The sequence below is a fragment of the Streptomyces prasinopilosus genome, from assembly GCF_001419695.1.
Lineage (GTDB): Bacteria > Actinomycetota > Actinomycetes > Streptomycetales > Streptomycetaceae > Streptomyces > Streptomyces prasinopilosus.
Genome location: NZ_LIRG01000052.1, coordinates 1 through 15,324, shown reverse-complemented (window position 1 = coordinate 15,324; position 15,324 = coordinate 1). Strand labels below are relative to the sequence as shown.

At 73.5% G+C, this 15,324-nt stretch carries 19 protein-coding genes; 16 read left to right on the top strand and 3 right to left on the bottom strand.

The window, feature by feature from the left end:
• Positions 1 to 38: 38 nt before the first annotated feature.
• Positions 39 to 1,616 (bottom strand): hypothetical protein, encoded by a 1,578-nt coding sequence (locus AOK18_RS03380; RefSeq protein ID WP_055693281.1) that lies wholly within the window; start codon positions 1,614 to 1,616, stop codon positions 39 to 41.
• Positions 1,617 to 1,822: 206 nt separating this feature from the next.
• On the opposite strand from AOK18_RS03380, the gene hisD reads away from it, so the two are divergent.
• From hisD to hisF, 8 genes are all read left to right on the top strand, one after another.
• Positions 1,823 to 3,163, top strand: a complete 1,341-nt coding sequence (gene hisD, locus AOK18_RS03375; protein ID WP_240503035.1) for a histidinol dehydrogenase — start codon at positions 1,823 to 1,825, stop codon at positions 3,161 to 3,163.
• Positions 3,160 to 4,308, top strand: a complete 1,149-nt coding sequence (locus tag AOK18_RS03370) for a histidinol-phosphate transaminase (RefSeq protein WP_420865571.1) — start codon at positions 3,160 to 3,162, stop codon at positions 4,306 to 4,308. Before hisD ends, AOK18_RS03370 begins: the two co-directional genes overlap by 4 nt.
• Positions 4,305 to 4,898, top strand: coding sequence for an imidazoleglycerol-phosphate dehydratase HisB (hisB, locus tag AOK18_RS03365; RefSeq protein WP_055571490.1), 594 nt, complete (start codon positions 4,305 to 4,307; stop codon positions 4,896 to 4,898). The genes AOK18_RS03370 and hisB overlap by 4 nt, the downstream gene beginning before the upstream one ends.
• Before the next feature lie 2 nt (positions 4,899 to 4,900).
• Positions 4,901 to 5,059 (top strand): hypothetical protein, encoded by a 159-nt coding sequence (locus tag AOK18_RS33205; protein WP_055571489.1) that lies wholly within the window; start codon positions 4,901 to 4,903, stop codon positions 5,057 to 5,059.
• 2 nt (positions 5,060 to 5,061) lie between these two features.
• Entirely contained in the window at positions 5,062 to 5,703 is a 642-nt protein-coding gene (gene hisH / locus AOK18_RS03355; RefSeq protein WP_420865570.1) for an imidazole glycerol phosphate synthase subunit HisH, read from the top strand.
• Positions 5,704 to 5,707: 4 nt separating this feature from the next.
• Positions 5,708 to 6,430: a bifunctional 1-(5-phosphoribosyl)-5-((5-phosphoribosylamino)methylideneamino)imidazole-4-carboxamide isomerase/phosphoribosylanthranilate isomerase PriA gene (gene priA, locus AOK18_RS03350; RefSeq protein ID WP_055571487.1), complete on the top strand. Its 723-nt coding sequence runs from the start codon at positions 5,708 to 5,710 to the stop codon at positions 6,428 to 6,430.
• A complete protein-coding gene (locus tag AOK18_RS03345) occupies positions 6,430 to 6,843 on the top strand; it encodes a Rid family hydrolase (RefSeq protein WP_055571486.1) in 414 nt (137 codons plus the stop codon). Before priA ends, AOK18_RS03345 begins: the two co-directional genes overlap by 1 nt.
• Positions 6,844 to 6,923: 80 nt before the next feature.
• Entirely contained in the window at positions 6,924 to 7,682 is a 759-nt protein-coding gene (hisF, locus tag AOK18_RS03340; RefSeq protein WP_055571485.1) for an imidazole glycerol phosphate synthase subunit HisF, read from the top strand.
• 43 nt (positions 7,683 to 7,725) lie between these two features.
• Here the strand turns inward: hisF and AOK18_RS03335 are convergent, their stop codons facing one another.
• Together AOK18_RS03335 and AOK18_RS03330 are read right to left on the bottom strand one after the other, a co-directional pair.
• A complete protein-coding gene (locus AOK18_RS03335; protein ID WP_055693280.1) occupies positions 7,726 to 8,124 on the bottom strand; it encodes a glyoxalase/bleomycin resistance/extradiol dioxygenase family protein in 399 nt (132 codons plus the stop codon).
• Positions 8,125 to 8,249: 125 nt separating this feature from the next.
• Complete coding sequence (locus tag AOK18_RS03330; RefSeq protein WP_055574492.1) at positions 8,250 to 8,885, bottom strand: TIGR03085 family metal-binding protein; 636 nt, start codon at positions 8,883 to 8,885, stop codon at positions 8,250 to 8,252.
• Positions 8,886 to 9,046: 161 nt separating this feature from the next.
• Between AOK18_RS03330 and hisI the strand changes: the two genes are divergently transcribed.
• The 8 genes from hisI (at position 9,047) to trpB (ending at position 15,250) form a co-directional block, all read left to right on the top strand.
• Positions 9,047 to 9,457, top strand: a complete 411-nt coding sequence (gene hisI / locus AOK18_RS03325; RefSeq protein WP_055574502.1) for a phosphoribosyl-AMP cyclohydrolase — start codon at positions 9,047 to 9,049, stop codon at positions 9,455 to 9,457.
• Positions 9,458 to 9,468: 11 nt separating this feature from the next.
• Positions 9,469 to 10,962, top strand: a complete 1,494-nt coding sequence (locus AOK18_RS03320; RefSeq protein WP_055693279.1) for an anthranilate synthase component I — start codon at positions 9,469 to 9,471, stop codon at positions 10,960 to 10,962.
• Between the two features lie 111 nt (positions 10,963 to 11,073).
• Positions 11,074 to 11,715 carry a TIGR02234 family membrane protein gene (locus AOK18_RS03315; RefSeq protein ID WP_055693278.1) on the top strand — a complete coding sequence of 214 codons (642 nt, stop codon included), beginning with the start codon at positions 11,074 to 11,076 and terminating at the stop codon, positions 11,713 to 11,715.
• 164 nt (positions 11,716 to 11,879) lie between these two features.
• Positions 11,880 to 12,131 carry an HGxxPAAW family protein gene (locus AOK18_RS03310; RefSeq protein WP_055574495.1) on the top strand — a complete coding sequence of 84 codons (252 nt, stop codon included), beginning with the start codon at positions 11,880 to 11,882 and terminating at the stop codon, positions 12,129 to 12,131.
• A gap of 84 nt (positions 12,132 to 12,215) precedes the next feature.
• On the top strand, positions 12,216 to 12,641 hold the full coding sequence (locus AOK18_RS03305) for a DUF2752 domain-containing protein (RefSeq protein WP_055574496.1): 426 nt from the start codon (positions 12,216 to 12,218) through the stop codon (positions 12,639 to 12,641).
• Positions 12,642 to 12,823: 182 nt separating this feature from the next.
• On the top strand, positions 12,824 to 13,633 hold the full coding sequence (gene trpC, locus AOK18_RS03300) for an indole-3-glycerol phosphate synthase TrpC (RefSeq protein ID WP_055574497.1): 810 nt from the start codon (positions 12,824 to 12,826) through the stop codon (positions 13,631 to 13,633).
• A gap of 22 nt (positions 13,634 to 13,655) precedes the next feature.
• Complete coding sequence (gene trpM, locus AOK18_RS32380; protein ID WP_107099672.1) at positions 13,656 to 13,826, top strand: tryptophan biosynthesis modulator TrpM; 171 nt, start codon at positions 13,656 to 13,658, stop codon at positions 13,824 to 13,826.
• A gap of 137 nt (positions 13,827 to 13,963) precedes the next feature.
• On the top strand, positions 13,964 to 15,250 hold the full coding sequence (trpB, locus tag AOK18_RS03295; RefSeq protein WP_055693277.1) for a tryptophan synthase subunit beta: 1,287 nt from the start codon (positions 13,964 to 13,966) through the stop codon (positions 15,248 to 15,250).
• The last annotated feature ends 74 nt before the right edge of the window (positions 15,251 to 15,324 follow it).

Genomic DNA, 15,324 nt, shown 5'->3' with positions numbered 1-15,324 from the left:
CTCGCCACGACGGTGGCGGCCGGGGCCGGGCGGGCCGGTCAGACGCGGCGCAGGGTCCGGGTCGCCCCCGCCGCCACCGTCGTGGCGAGGATCCAGCCCAGCAGGACGAAGGAGGCGGCGAGCCACTGCCAGCCGCCGCGCAGCTGCCAGAACCCCACCTGGCCCAGGTCGATCACCGGCAGCAGCAGGTCCAGGACGAAGAGGGCCGGATTCCACGCCGGATGCTCACCGCTCCGGACCGGCGGGTGGTAGGCGCGCGCGAACGCCAGCGAACCGACCGCCCACAGCACCGCCATCCACACCGCGGCCCGCCCCGGACGGTACCCGTAGGCCACCGTCCAGTCCTGCGCGTAGCCCCACAGCTTGGCCGCCAGGGGCAGGCCCTCGCGGCGCCGGCGCTGCTTGGCGAGCAGCACCTCGCGCGAGTCCTCCTCCTCGCCGCTCGCCCGCAGCACGGCGGCCAGCCGCTCGTACGGCTCCGGGGTGTACTCGGCGCTCGCCGCGGCCACCCACTCCAGTCGCTCCGCCAGCGGGAACGGCCCGCGCGGCACGAGGTTCTCGTAGGTGAAGCCGCCCATGTGCAGCCGGCCCGGCCCCGGCCAGCTCTCCGCCCGGTCCATCAGGTTGACCACCCGCGCCCCCGACAGCGCCACCCGCCCGCGGGCCGGCCGCTCCCCGAGGAACCGCAGCTCCGGCGTCTGCACCCGGCGCAGCGACAGCTCCTGGTCGTCCGTCAGGGTGAACCGGGCCCGCTCGAAGTCGACCGCGTCCCCGAACCGCCCGTCGTCCAGCCGCACCCCGCCCCGGCACTCGAACCGCTGGATCCGGGTCCCGCGCGCCGGGGTCATCCCGCTCCGCGCCTGGGTGCCGACCCCCGCGGGCGTCAGGTACAGGGACCGCTCGACGGTCAGCTGCGGCGCGTTCAGCGCGAACCGGGCGGACGGGTTGGCCAGCCGGGCCCCGCGCAGACTCACCGAGACGCCGACCGTCGCGCTGCGCAGGCTCAGCTCGCCGTGCGACTCCAGCAGTTCGGCCTGGAGGTCCTGGCCGACGGTCAGGCCGTCCGCGGAGATCGACCGGCCGCTGCGGTCGCGGTGCACGATCGCCTGGTTGAGCAGCAGGTCCGTGCCGATCCGGGCGTCGGTCAGCCGTATCCCGCCCAGGAACCGGCAGCGCGGCAGGTGCAGATCGCCCTCGGTCTGCAGCCGGGCCGCCTCCAGCCGCGGCACCGAGCAGTCCACCAGCCGCACCGTCGTGAAGCGGGCCTCCGGCAGCAGCACGTCCCGCTCGAAACGGCAGTCGCGCATCTCCACGTACGGCACCACCGTGCCGCCCGCGAGGTCCAGCGTGCCGCTGATCATCACCCCGACCAGCTTCAGGGAGGAGACCCGGCCGGCCAGCGCGGGCGGGCCGTCCAGCAGGAGCCAGCACACGACACGCGCCCGGACGGTCCGCTCGGGCCCCCACGGACGCCCTCCGTGCGGGTCGTCGACGGCGGCGTCCCCGCTGCTCAGGTCGTACACGCTGCCGTTGCGGAAGGCCTGCCACATGCCGGCCTCCGCCGCCGTCAGGCCGGTGGGCACCTCGCCGGAGCCTCTCGCCTCTCCGTCGGTCACCGTCCCCCCTCCTTCCCCTCGTACCCGCAGGTTCGTTTCTTCGTACAACGCGTACGCGTACCACGGTTCTGCCCGGTGAGTGACCCCTCGAACACAGAAAGTAAGAAAGATCTTTCGAATATGCACGGTGAGTTACCGGGAGGGGCGCGTATCAGCCACTGGAACGCTCGCACGGCGTCCGGCGCGGGTCTGAGAGAATTGACCCCGTGCTGCAACATTCCTTCCTGGCCCGAATCGATCTGCGCGGCGACGCCCTCCCCGAGGGCCCCGCCCTGCGCGCCCTGCTGCCCCGAGCCGACTTCGACGTCGCGGCCGCCCTGGAGAAGGTGCGGCCCCTCTGCGAGGACGTGCGTCATCGGGGCGACGCGGCACTGATCGACTCCGCCGAGCGGTTCGACGGCGTGCGCCTGGAGTCCGTCCGGATCCCGGCGCGGGCACTCGCCGACGCGCTGGAGGGGCTGGACCCGGCCGTGCGCGCGGCCCTGGAGGAGTCCATCCGCCGCGCCCGGCTCGTGCACCGCGCCCAGCGCCGGGAGACCCACGTCACCCAGGTCGTCCCCGGCGGCACCGTCACCGAGAAGTGGGTGCCGGTCGACCGCGTGGGCCTGTACGCGCCCGGCGGCCGGTCCGTGTACCCGTCCTCCGTGATCATGAACGTGGTCCCGGCCCAGGAGGCCGGCGTCGAGTCGATCGCCCTGGCCTCCCCGGCGCAGAAGGAGTCCGGCGGACTGCCGCACCCGACGATCCTCGCCGCCTGCGCCCTGCTCGGCGTCGACGAGGTGTACGCCGCGGGCGGTGCCACCGCCGTCGCCATGTTCGCCTACGGCACCGAGTCCTGCCCGCCCGCCACCATGGTCACCGGCCCCGGCAACATCTGGGTCGCCGCCGCCAAGCGCTACTTCACCGGGAAGATCGGCATCGACGCCGAGGCCGGACCGACCGAGATCGCGATCCTCGCGGACTCCACGGCCGACCCGGTGCACGTCGCCTCCGACCTGATCAGCCAGGCCGAGCACGACCCGCTGGCCGCCGCCGTCCTCGTCACCGACTCCGCGGAACTCGCGGACGCCGTGGAGAAGGAACTGGAACCGCAGGTCAAGGCCACCCGGCACATCGACGACCGGATCGTCCCGGCCCTGTCCGGCCGCCAGTCCGCGATCGTCCTGGTCGACGGCCTCGACGAGGGCCTGCGCGTGGTCGACGCCTACGGCGCCGAGCACCTGGAGATCCAGACCGCCGACGCCGCCGCGCTCGCCGACCGGGTGCGCAACGCCGGCGCGATCTTCGTCGGCCCCTGGTCGCCGGTCTCCCTGGGCGACTACGCGGCCGGCTCCAACCACGTCCTGCCCACCGGCGGCTGCGCCTGCCACTCCTCGGGCCTGTCGGTGCAGTCCTTCCTGCGCGGCATCCACGTCGTCGACTACACCGAGGACGCGCTGGCCGACGTCGCGCACCACGTGGTGACGCTCGCCGAGGCGGAGGACCTGCCCGCGCACGGCGCGGCGATCAAGGCGCGGTTCGGCTGGAAGGTACCCGAGAGCAAGTGAACGCCACGGACATCACCATCGACGACCTCCCCGTACGCGACGAGCTGCGCGGCAAGTCCCCCTACGGCGCGCCCCAGCTGGACGTCCCCGTACGGCTGAACACCAACGAGAACCCCTACCCGCTGCCCGAACCGCTGGTCGAGCGGATCGCCGAGCGGGTCCGGGAGGCCGCCCGCCACCTCAACCGCTACCCGGACCGGGACGCGGTCGAGCTGCGCACCGGGCTGGCCGAGTACCTGACGAAGACCGGCGGCCACCCCGTCGGCCCCGAGAACGTCTGGGCCGCCAACGGCTCCAACGAGGTCATCCAGCAGCTGCTGCAGACCTTCGGCGGGCCCGGCCGCACGGCCCTCGGCTTCGAACCCTCGTACTCGATGCACGCGCTCATCGCGCGCGGCACCGGCACCGCCTGGGTCTCCGGGCCCCGGGGCGAGGACTTCACCCTCGACCCGGCCGCCGCCGGGAAGGCGATCGCCGAGCACCGCCCGGACGTCGTCTTCGTCACCACCCCCAACAACCCCACCGGCACCGCGGTGCCCGCCGAGACCGTCCTCGCCCTGTACGAGGCCGCGCAGGCGGCCGGACCGGCGATGGTGGTCGTGGACGAGGCGTACGTCGAGTTCAGCCACGGAGCCTCCCTGCTGCCGCTGCTCGAGGGCCGCCCGAACCTCGTCGTCTCCCGCACCATGTCGAAGGCGTTCGGCGCGGCGGGACTGCGCCTGGGCTACCTCGCCGCGCACCCGGCCGTGGTGGACGCCGTGCAGCTCGTCCGCCTGCCCTACCACCTGTCCGCCGTCACCCAGGCGACCGCGCTGGCCGCCCTGGAGCACACGGACACGCTGCTGAAGTACGTCGAGCAGCTGAAGGGGGAGCGGGACCGCCTGGTCGCCGCACTGCGTACCCTCGGCTACGACGTCACCGAGTCCGACGCGAACTTCGTCCAGTTCGGCACGTTCGCGGACTCCCACGTGGTCTGGCGGAAGATCCTCGACCGGGGCGTCCTGGTGCGGGACAACGGCGTACCGGGACGGCTGCGGGTCACCGCGGGCACCCCGGCCGAGAACGACGCGTTCCTCGACGCGGTCGGTGAACTGGTCAGCTACGTGGGGGCCACCCCCACACCCCCGAAGGAGCAGAGCGCATGAGCCGCGTAGGACGCGTCCAGCGGACGACGAAGGAGACCTCGGTCCTCGTCGAGATCGACCTCGACGGCACCGGCAAGACGGAGATCTCCACCGGGGTCGGCTTCTACGACCACATGCTCGACCAGATCGGCCGGCACGGTCTGTTCGACCTGACCGTGAAGACCGAGGGCGACCTGCACATCGACTCGCACCACACCATCGAGGACACCGCCCTCGCCCTCGGCGCGGCCTTCAAGCAGGCCCTCGGCGACAAGGTGGGCATCTACCGCTTCGGCAACTGCACGGTCCCCCTGGACGAGTCCCTCGCCCAGGTCACCGTCGACCTGTCCGGCCGCCCCTACCTCGTGCACACCGAGCCCGAGAAGATGGCGCCGATGATCGGCGAGTACGACACCACGATGACCCGGCACATCCTGGAGTCCTTCGTCGCCCAGGCCCAGGTCGCGCTGCACGTGCACGTGCCGTACGGGCGCAACGCGCACCACATCGTCGAGTGCCAGTTCAAGGCGCTGGCCCGGGCCCTGCGGTACGCGTCCGAGCGCGATCCCCGCGCGGCGGGCATCCTGCCCTCCACGAAGGGCGCCCTGTAGGCATGAACGGCCTGTCCACCGCACTGATCGTCGTCGGCCTGTTCCTCGTCGGCGGCGTCGTCTCGTTCAGCAAGCAGAAGCTGCCCAAGGGGGTGATCGCGGTCCTCGGCATCGGTGCCGCGATGTGCCTGGCCGCGGGCGTCCTCCGGCTGGAGGTGTGACCGTGAGCGCCACCAAACGGGTCGTGGTCTTCGACTACGGCTTCGGCAACGTCCGCTCCGCCGAGCGCGCCCTCGCGCGCGCCGGCGCCGAGGTGGAGATAACCCGCGACTTCGACACCGCCATGAACGCCGACGGGCTCCTGGTCCCCGGCGTCGGCGCCTTCGCGGCCTGCATGAAGGGCCTCAAGGAGGCGCGCGGCGACTGGATCATCGACCGACGGCTGGCCGGCGGCCGGCCCGTCATGGGCATCTGCGTCGGCATGCAGATCCTGTTCGCCCGCGGCATCGAGCACGGCGTCGAGACCGAGGGCATGGACGAGTGGCCCGGCTCGGTCGAGCCGCTGCAGGCCGACGTCGTGCCCCACATGGGCTGGAACACCGTGGACGCGGCGGCCGGCTCCGAGCTCTTCGCCGGACTGGACGCGGACGCCCGCTTCTACTTCGTGCACTCCTACGCCGTCCACGACTGGTCCCTCCAGGTGGACAACCCGGTGATGCGGGCGCCCCGGGTCACCTGGTCCACCCACGGCGAACCGTTCGTCGCCGCCGTGGAGAACGGCCCCCTGTGGGCGACGCAGTTCCACCCCGAGAAGTCCGGCGACGCCGGAGCCCAGCTCCTCACCAACTGGATCGGAACCCTGTAGCGACATGGCCAAGCTCGAACTCCTCCCCGCCGTCGACGTCCGCGACGGCCAGGCCGTCCGCCTCGTGCACGGCGAGTCCGGCACCGAGACCTCCTACGGCTCCCCCCTGGAGGCCGCGCTCGCCTGGCAGCGCTCGGGCGCCGAGTGGCTGCACCTGGTGGACCTGGACGCCGCGTTCGGCACCGGTGACAACCGCGCGCTGATCGCCGAGGTCGCGGGCGCCATGGACATCAAGGTGGAGCTGTCCGGCGGCATCCGCGACGACGCCACGCTCGCCGCGGCCCTGGCCACCGGCTGCACGCGCGTCAACCTCGGCACCGCCGCCCTGGAGACCCCCGCATGGGTCGCCGGGGTCATCGCCGAGCACGGCGACAGGATCGCCGTCGGCCTCGACGTGCGCGGCACCACCCTGCGCGGCCGCGGCTGGACCCGCGACGGCGGCGACCTCTACGAGACGCTGGAGCGCCTCGACAAGGAGGGCTGCGCCCGGTACGTCGTCACCGACATCGCCAAGGACGGCACCCTCCAGGGCCCCAACCTGGAGCTGCTGAAGAACGTCTGCGCCGCCACCGACCGCCCCGTGGTCGCCTCCGGCGGCGTGTCCTCGCTCGACGACCTGCGGGCCATCGCCGGACTCGTCCCGCTCGGCGTCGAGGGCGCCATCGTCGGCAAGGCCCTGTACGCGAAGGCGTTCACCCTGGAAGAGGCCCTGGAGGCCGTGTCCTGATGACGTCCGGGGCCGTACGGCGCGTGCGGGGCGACAACCCCTGGGAGGAGTCCTTCGGGTCCGCGCGCGCCGTGGCGGCGGGCGACCGCGTCCTGGTGGCCGGCACCACCGCGTTCGAGGGCGACGTCCTGCACGGGGAGGGCGACCCCTACGAGCAGGCCAGGGCCGCCTTCGGCAGCGCCCTGGAGGCGCTCGCCGAGTTCGGGCTCGGCGTCGACTCCGTGATCCGCACGCGCGTGTACCTCGCGCACGTGCGGGACATCGACGCGGCGGGCCGCGCCCACAAGGAGCTGTTCGAGGCGGTGCGCCCGGTCACGACCCTCCTGGTGGTGGAGGGCTTCACGGACTCGCGCGTCCTGGTGGCGGTGGAGGTCGAGGCGTTCGACGCCGGCGGGCCGGCCCGCCGGCCCTGAGACCGCCGGGCGGACACCGGGACCGCCCGGCATCGAGTTCAATCAGCGGACAGTGAACAGACACGAGAGGAGGACGATTCATGACCCTGGCGGTCCGAGTCATCCCCTGCCTGGACGTGGACAACGGCCGGGTCGTCAAGGGCGTCAACTTCCAGAACCTGCGGGACGCGGGCGACCCCGTCGAGATGGCCAAGGTGTACGACGCCGAGGGCGCCGACGAGCTGACGTTCCTGGACATCACCGCCTCGTCGGGCAACCGCGAGACGACCTACGACGTGGTGCGCCGCACCGCCGAGCAGGTGTTCATCCCGCTGACCGTGGGAGGCGGCGTCCGCACCACCGAGGACGTGGACAAGCTGCTGCGGGCGGGCGCCGACAAGGTCGGCGTCAACACCGCCGCGATCGCCCGCCCGGACCTCATCCGGGAGATCGCCGAGCGCTTCGGCCGCCAGGTCCTCGTCCTGTCGGTCGACGCCCGCCGCACCGGGGCCGGCGACTCCTTCGAGGTCACCACGCACGGGGGCCGCCGCGGCACCGGCATCGACGCCGTCGAGTGGGCCCACCGGGCCGCGGAGCTGGGCGCGGGCGAGATCCTGCTCAACTCCATGGACGCGGACGGCACCAAGGACGGCTACGACCTCGACATGATCACCGCCGTCCGCAAGCACGTCACCGTCCCGGTGATCGCCTCGGGCGGCGCGGGCCGGCTCGCCGACTTCCCGCCCGCGGTCGCCGCGGGCGCCGACGCGGTCCTCGCCGCCTCGGTCTTCCACTTCGGCGACCTGCGCATCGGCCAGGTCAAGCAGACCCTGCGGGAAGCGGGCCACCCGGTGCGGTGAGACCCGCCGCGCGCCGTCCGGGCCCGGACGGCGCGCGGCCCGCTCAGTCCTTCGGCTGGGTGAGCCGGATCAGGTTGCCGACCGTGTCGTCCAGGACGGCGGTGAGCACCGGGCCCTGCTCCCGCGGCTCCTGGACGAAGTGCACGCCCTCGCCGCGCAGCCGCTCGTACTCCGCGCGGAGGTCCGTCACCGAGAACACGACGGCGGGCCGCCCCGCCTCGCGCACCGCCCTGCGGTACTGCTCCGCGACGGGGCCCTGCCCCGGCTCCAGCAGCAGCTCCAGATCCGGCTGCTCCCCCCCGCCCGCCCCGACCGTGACGAACGGGGTGCCGTCGTCCAGGTTCGTCCGGGTGCGGGTCTCGAACCCGAGGACGCCGGTGTAGAAAGCGTGCGCCTTCGCCACGTCGTCGACGTACACGCTGGTCATGGCGACCTTGATCATGGGGATTCTTCTTCCGATCTTGCAGTCTTCCCGGAGCCGGTCACCGGCACCGGCCGATCACCGGCACCGGCCACCCGCACCGGTCTCCACGAGCGCACGGGGACGGTCCCCGGGAGCGTGCGGCTTCAGATACCGAGCTGCTTGGACGCGTTCAGCTTCTCGAGCGCGTCCGCGTCGCCCTCCAGGTCGACCTTGGCCACCTTGCGCCGGCCGTAGAGGAACAGCACCAGTTCCGACGCCTCACCGGTCACCGTGACCACCGGCGTGCCGCGGTGGGCCACCACCGTCCGGCCGTCCGGGCGGCGCAGCACCAGGCCCGTGGGGGCGCCGCGGCCCATCATCCGGGCGGTCTGCTCCAGCCGCGACCACAGGGTGTCCTGGAACACCGGGTCGAGCTCGCGCGGCGTCCACTCGGACTGCGCGCGGCGCACGTCCTCCGTGTGGACGTAGAACTCGACGACGTTCGACAGCTCGTCGATCTGCTTGAGGTTGAAGGGCGAGAAGCGCGGCGGACCGGTACGGATCAGCTGGATCAGCTCCTCGTACGGCTTGGCGGCGAACTCCGCCATCACCCGCTCCAGACGTGGGGCGAGCTGCTTGACCACCATCCCGCCGGCGGCGTCCGGGCGGCGCTCGCGCACCACCACGTGGGCGGCGAGGTCGCGGGCGCGCCAGCCCTCGCACAGGGTGGGGGCCTCGGGACCCGCGGTCTCCAGCAGGTCGGCCAGAAGGAGTCGTTCACGCTTGGCATGGGTCGACATGCGGTCAGCCTACGGTGGACGGCCCGGTCCGCCCACCCGTCCCCCGGCCGTCACCCCAACGAGACGCGTACGCACCGCTCCCGGCCCGTCTCCGTCCCCGCGCCCTTCCAACCCGTGGACGCGGCCCGGGCACCGCCCGCCCGCGCGGCACAATGGCTTCCATGACCAGCAGCACGTCCCGGCCCAGCCGCCTCGACCCGGAGATCGCCGCGCGGCTCAAGCGCAGCCCCGACGGTCTCCTGCCCGCCATCGCCCAGCAGTACGACACCCACGAGGTGCTGATGCTCGGCTGGATGGACGACGAGGCACTGCACCGCACCCTGACCACCGGCCGGTGCACCTACTGGTCGCGCAGCCGCCAGGAGTACTGGGTCAAGGGGGACACCTCCGGCCACGTCCAGCACGTGAAGTCCGTCGCCCTGGACTGCGACGCCGACACCCTCCTCGTCAAGGTCGACCAGACCGGCGCCGCCTGCCACACCGGCGCCCGCACCTGCTTCGACGCCGACGTACTGCTCGCGGACACCCCCGCGGACCGCGCCGGGAGCGGCGCGCACACCCCCGGTCAGTAAGGTCTGCCGCCATGGACCTCGAGACGTTCCGCAAGCTCGCCACCGACCGCCGGGTCATCCCGGTCACCCGCAAACTGCTCGCCGACGGCGACACCCCGGTCGCGCTCTACCGCAAGCTCGCCGCGGAGCGCCCCGGCACCTTCCTCCTCGAGTCCGCCGAGAACGGACGGTCCTGGTCCCGCTACTCCTTCATCGGCGTCCGCAGCGCCGCCACCCTCACCGAACGGGACGGGCAGGCGCATTGGGAGGGCGCCCCGCCCGTCGGCGTACCGGCCGACGGCGACCCGCTCGCCACGCTGCGCGCCACGCTCGAGGCGCTGCACACCCCGCGCGACCTCGCCCACGACCTCGGCCTGCCGCCCTTCACCGGCGGCATGGTCGGCTACCTCGGCTACGACATCGTGCGCCGCCTGGAGAAGATCGGCCCCGGTGGGCGGGACGACCTGAAGCTCCCCGAGCTGACCATGCTGCTCACCAGCGACCTCGCCGTGATGGACCACTGGGAGGGCTCCGTCCTGCTGATCGCCAACGCGATCAACCACAACGACCTGGAGACCGGCGTCGACGAGGCCCACGCCGACGCCGTGGCCCGCCTGGACGCCATGGAGGCCGACCTCTCCCGCGCGGTGGCCCAGCCCCCGGCCGTCCTGCCGCCCTCCGAACTCCCCGAGCACACCGTCCTGTGGGGCGGCCCCGACTTCCGGGCCGCCGTCGAGGACGTCAAGGAACGCATCCGCGCGGGGGAGGCCTTCCAGGTCGTCCCCTCCCAGCGGTTCGAGACCCCGGTCACGGCGAGCGCGCTGGACGTCTACCGGGTGCTGCGGGCCACCAACCCGTCGCCCTACATGTACCTGTTCCGCTTCGACGGCTTCGACGTCGTCGGATCGTCCCCCGAAGCACTCGTGAAGGTCGACGACGGACAGGCCATGGTCCACCCCATCGCCGGCACCCGCCCGCGCGGCGCCACCCCGCAGCGGGACCAGGCCCTCGCCGAGGAACTGCTCGCCGACCCCAAGGAGCGCGCCGAGCACCTCATGCTCGTCGACCTGGGCCGCAACGACCTCGGGCGGGTCTGCGAGCCCGGCTCCGTCGAGGTCGTCGACTTCATGTCCGTCGAGCGGTACTCGCACGTCATGCACATCGTCTCGACGGTCACCGGCCGGGTCGCGCCCGGCCGCTCCGCCTTCGACGTGCTCACCGCCTGCTTCCCGGCCGGCACCCTCTCCGGCGCGCCCAAGCCCCGGGCCATGCAGATCATCGACGAACTCGAGCCGTCCCGGCGCGGCCTGTACGGCGGCTGCGTCGGCTACCTGGACTTCGCCGGCGACTCCGACACCGCCATCGCCATCCGCACCGCGCTGCTGCGCGACGGCACCGCGTACGTCCAGGCGGGCGCCGGGATCGTCGCCGACTCCGACCCGGTCGCCGAGGACACCGAGTGCCGCAACAAGGCGGCCGCCGTGCTGCGCGCCGTGCACACGGCGAACCGGCTGGGCGCGAGGTGACCCGGACGGCGCGCGCCTCCCGCGCGGGGCCGCGCCGGAGGCGCGCGACCCCGTGTGAGATGTGTCCGGCGACGAGCCCCGGGTGACCGTCCGCGTCCGGTTCACGCGATAGTGGAGTACGTGACTGCCGTACCTCACCCCCGTTCCGAGTCCGCAGGCTCCGCCCGGGCGGGCCGCCTCAGCCTCGCCGTCGCCCTGCTGTGCGGCGCCCTGGGCGCGGCCGTGGCCCTGCTCGCCACCCGGCAGCAGTGGTCCCGGGGCACCGCGACCGTGGCCGGCGGCTCCTTCCCCCTGACCGCGAACGGCAGCGACGTCACCGGCGTCCCCGCCGCCCTCGCCGTGGTGGGCCTGGCCGCGCTCGTCGCCGTCTTCGCCGTGCGCCGGGCCGGCCGGCTGGTCGTGGCCGCCCTGCTCGCCCTGGCCGGGGCGGGCACCGTCGCGGCCGCCCTGCTCGGCGCCTCCGACCGCTCCGCGCTCGACGCCAAGGCCGCCGAGGTGTCCGGCGACACGTCGGCCGCCGTGGACGCCCTCGGCCACACCGCCTGGCCCTACGTCGCGGCCGTGGGCGGCCTGCTGCTCCTGCTGGCCGGCGTGCTCGCCCTGCGCTACGGCGGGCTGTGGCCCGCGATGTCCGGCCGCTACGAGCGCGGCGGCGCCCCGCGGCCCCGCCGCACGGCCGCCGCCGGCGATCCCGACCGGCCGGAGGAACTGTGGAAGGCCCTCGACCGGGGCGAGGACCCGACCGGGACCTGAAGCGCCGGACCGCCTCCCGCCGGCCCGCCGGCCCCCGCGCCGAGCGGCCGGTCACGGGCGTGCGCCGCGCGGAGGACCACCCCCGGTCACCGCACGCGCGCCCGTGCGGGACAATTGATCCGAGCGTCCTGCTCAGACACGTACACAGCACTGAGGAGCAAGCAATGGCGGGCAGCAGCCACGGTCACACCCCGGCCGCCTGGACCGGTGTCATCATCTCGTTCATCGGTTTCTGCGTCGCGAGTCTGTTCATGGTGATGGCCTCGCCGGTGGGCTTCTGGGCAGGCATGGGCCTCGTGCTGCTCGGCGGTGTCGTCGGCGGCATCATGAGCAAGATGGGCATGGGCCAGAAGCCGCACTTCCACCCCCTCAACCCGCCGGCCGCGAGCCGCGAGACGGCCGACGCCAAGAGCTGAGCACCGGGGCACCCCGGACGGGGGCGGCCGGCACACGGGTGCCGGAACCGCCCCTGGCACGCGGGCGCGGGGCACAATCACCCCGTGAACGCCGTCAGCCGCAGCGTGCCCCGCGGCACCGCCGCCCGACTCGTCCTGCCCGCCGGAGCGCTCGCCGCCGCGGCCGGTGCCTTCGCCTATGTCGGGGCGGTGGACCCCAACGAACCCGGCCACTACCCCGCCTGCCCGCTGCTGCGCCTCACCGGCCTGTACTGCCCGGGCTGCGGAGGACTGCGCAGCGCGCACGCCGTCGCCCACGGCGACCTCCTGGCCGCCCTCCAGGCCAACGCGCCCGCCGTCCTCGGTTACGCGGCGCTCGCCGTCCTCTGGACCGTGTGGGTGGTCCGCGCGGTGCGCGGAAAACCCCTGCGCGTCGACCCCCCGCCGGTGCTCCTGTGGTCCCTGGGAGCGTTCGTGCTGGTCTTCACGGTGGTCCGGAACCTGCCGTTCGGCGGCTGGCTGCATCCCTGACCGCACGGTGAACGTCCAGGTGGCGGGACGGACGTCAACCGGATGTGAGTCGTACCCCCTGCTGCGGATACCATCGCAGTGACCACCGGTTTCGTCCGGCGGCCCGCGCGTGAGGCCGGGCGACGCCCCAGGGACGGAAACGAACGCACCGAAGACGGACCGTCTGGAAGGGGGCCCCTCGCGTGAGTGTGCTCGACGAGATCATCGACGGAGTCCGTGCCGACCTCGCGGAGCGCCAGGCACGGGTGAGCCTCGACGAGCTCAAGGAGCGCGCGGCGAAGGCTCCCGCGGCCAAGGACGGCGTGGCCGCCCTGCGCGGCGAAGGCGTCAAGGTGATCTGCGAGGTCAAGCGTTCCAGCCCCTCCAAGGGCGCGCTCGCCGCGATCGCCGACCCGGCGGGACTCGCCGCCGACTACGAGGCGGGCGGCGCGGCCGTCATCTCCGTCCTCACCGAGGAGCGCCGCTTCGGCGGCTCGCTCGCCGACCTGGAGGCGGTCCGCGCGCGGGTGGACATCCCCGTCCTGCGCAAGGACTTCATCGTCACCTCGTACCAGCTCTGGGAGGCGCGGGCGCACGGCGCCGACCTCGCGCTGCTCATCGTCGCCGCGCTCGAACAGCCGGCCCTGGAGTCGCTGATCGAGCGCGCCGTCTCCATCGGCCTCACCCCGCTCGTCGAGGTGCACGACGAGGACGAGGTCGAGCGCGCGGTCGACGCCGGCGCCAAGGTCATCGGGGTCAACGCGCGCAATCTCAAGACCCTCGAGGTCGACCGCGGCACCTTCGAGCGGGTCGCCCCCGAGATCCCGGACCACCTGGTCAAGGTCGCCGAGTCCGGCGTCCGCGGCCCGCACGACCTCATCGCCTACGCCAACGCCGGCGCCGACGCCGTCCTGGTCGGTGAGTCCCTGGTGACCGGCCGCGACCCGAAGACCGCGGTCGCCGACCTGGTGGCGGCCGGCGAGCACCCCGCGCTGCGCCACGGGCGCGGCTGAGCGACCCGCTAGGCTGACCCCGATGACCCTCCCGACCACCCTGACGGCCAGGGACCCGTACGCGCGCCTCGCCCGCGGCTGCCGCCCGCGAGGCTGCCGGGCCCCCGCTCGCCGTGTGCTCGGACGCAGGGTGCGCTACCACATCGGCAACGAGCCCGGCCAGGTCAACGGACTGCGATGGCACCGCCCCTGACAAGGGGCGCGGGGCACCACCGGCACACCGCCCGGCCGCGCCGGCGCAACCGGCCGCACACGGCCTGAGGCCGGCCGCCCGACCCTGCCCTGCCCCCACGGCGCACCGTGTCCGCACACCCACCGTGAGGTTTCCGCATGCCCAGCCAGTTCTTCGTCCCCGATCCCGAGGGCCGGGTGCCCGGCGCCGACGGCTACTTCGGCGCGTTCGGCGGCAAGTTCATCCCGGAGGCGCTCGTCGCCGCCGTGGACGAGGTCGCCGTCGAATACGACAAGGCCAAGGCCGACCCCGAGTTCGCCCGCGAACTCGACGACCTGATGGTCCACTACACCGGCCGCCCCAGCGCCCTCACCGAGGTGCCCCGGTTCGCCGGACACGCCGGCGGCGCCCGGGTCTTCCTCAAGCGGGAGGACCTCAACCACACCGGCTCCCACAAGATCAACAACGTGCTCGGCCAGGCCCTGCTCACCCGGCGCATGGGCAAGACCCGCGTCATCGCCGAGACCGGCGCCGGCCAGCACGGCGTCGCCACCGCCACCGCCTGCGCCCTGTTCGGCCTCGACTGCACCATCTACATGGGCGAGGTCGACACCGAGCGCCAGGCCCTCAACGTGGCCCGGATGCGCATGCTCGGCGCCGAGGTCATCGCCGTGAAGTCCGGCAGCCGCACCCTCAAGGACGCCATCAACGAGGCGTTCCGCGACTGGGTCGCCAACGTCGACCGCACGCACTACCTCTTCGGCACCGTCGCCGGACCCCACCCCTTCCCCGCCATGGTCCGCGACTTCCACCGCGTCATCGGCGTCGAGACCCGCCGCCAGCTGCTGGAGCGGACCGGACGGCTGCCCGACGCCGCGATCGCCTGCGTCGGCGGCGGCTCCAACGCCATCGGCCTCTTCCACGCCTTCATCCCGGACGCCTCGGTCCGCCTCATCGGCTGCGAACCCGCCGGACACGGCCTCGACAGCGGCGAGCACGCGGCCACCCTCACCGCGGGCGAGCCCGGCATCCTGCACGGCTCGCGCTCCTACGTCCTCCAGGACGAGGAGGGCCAGATCACCGAGCCGTACTCCATCTCGGCGGGGCTCGACTACCCGGGCATCGGCCCCGAGCACGCCTACCTCAAGGACTCCGGCCGCGGCGAGTACCGCGCGGTCACCGACGACGAGGCCATGCGGGCCCTGCGGCTGCTGTCGCGCACCGAGGGCATCATCCCGGCCATCGAGAGCGCCCACGCCCTGGCCGGCGCCCTGGAGGTCGGCAGGGAACTGGGCGAGGACGGGCTGATCGTCGTCAACCTGTCCGGCCGGGGCGACAAGGACATGGACACCGCCGCCCGCTACTTCGGGCTGTACGACACCGACGCGGAGGTCGCCGCCGACGCGGACGGCGACACCGCCGAGATCGAGGGGGACGCCAAGTGAGCGGGAACGTGCGGCTGCTGGACGACACCCTCGCCGCGGCGAAGTCCGAGGGCCGCGCCGCCCTCATCGCCTAC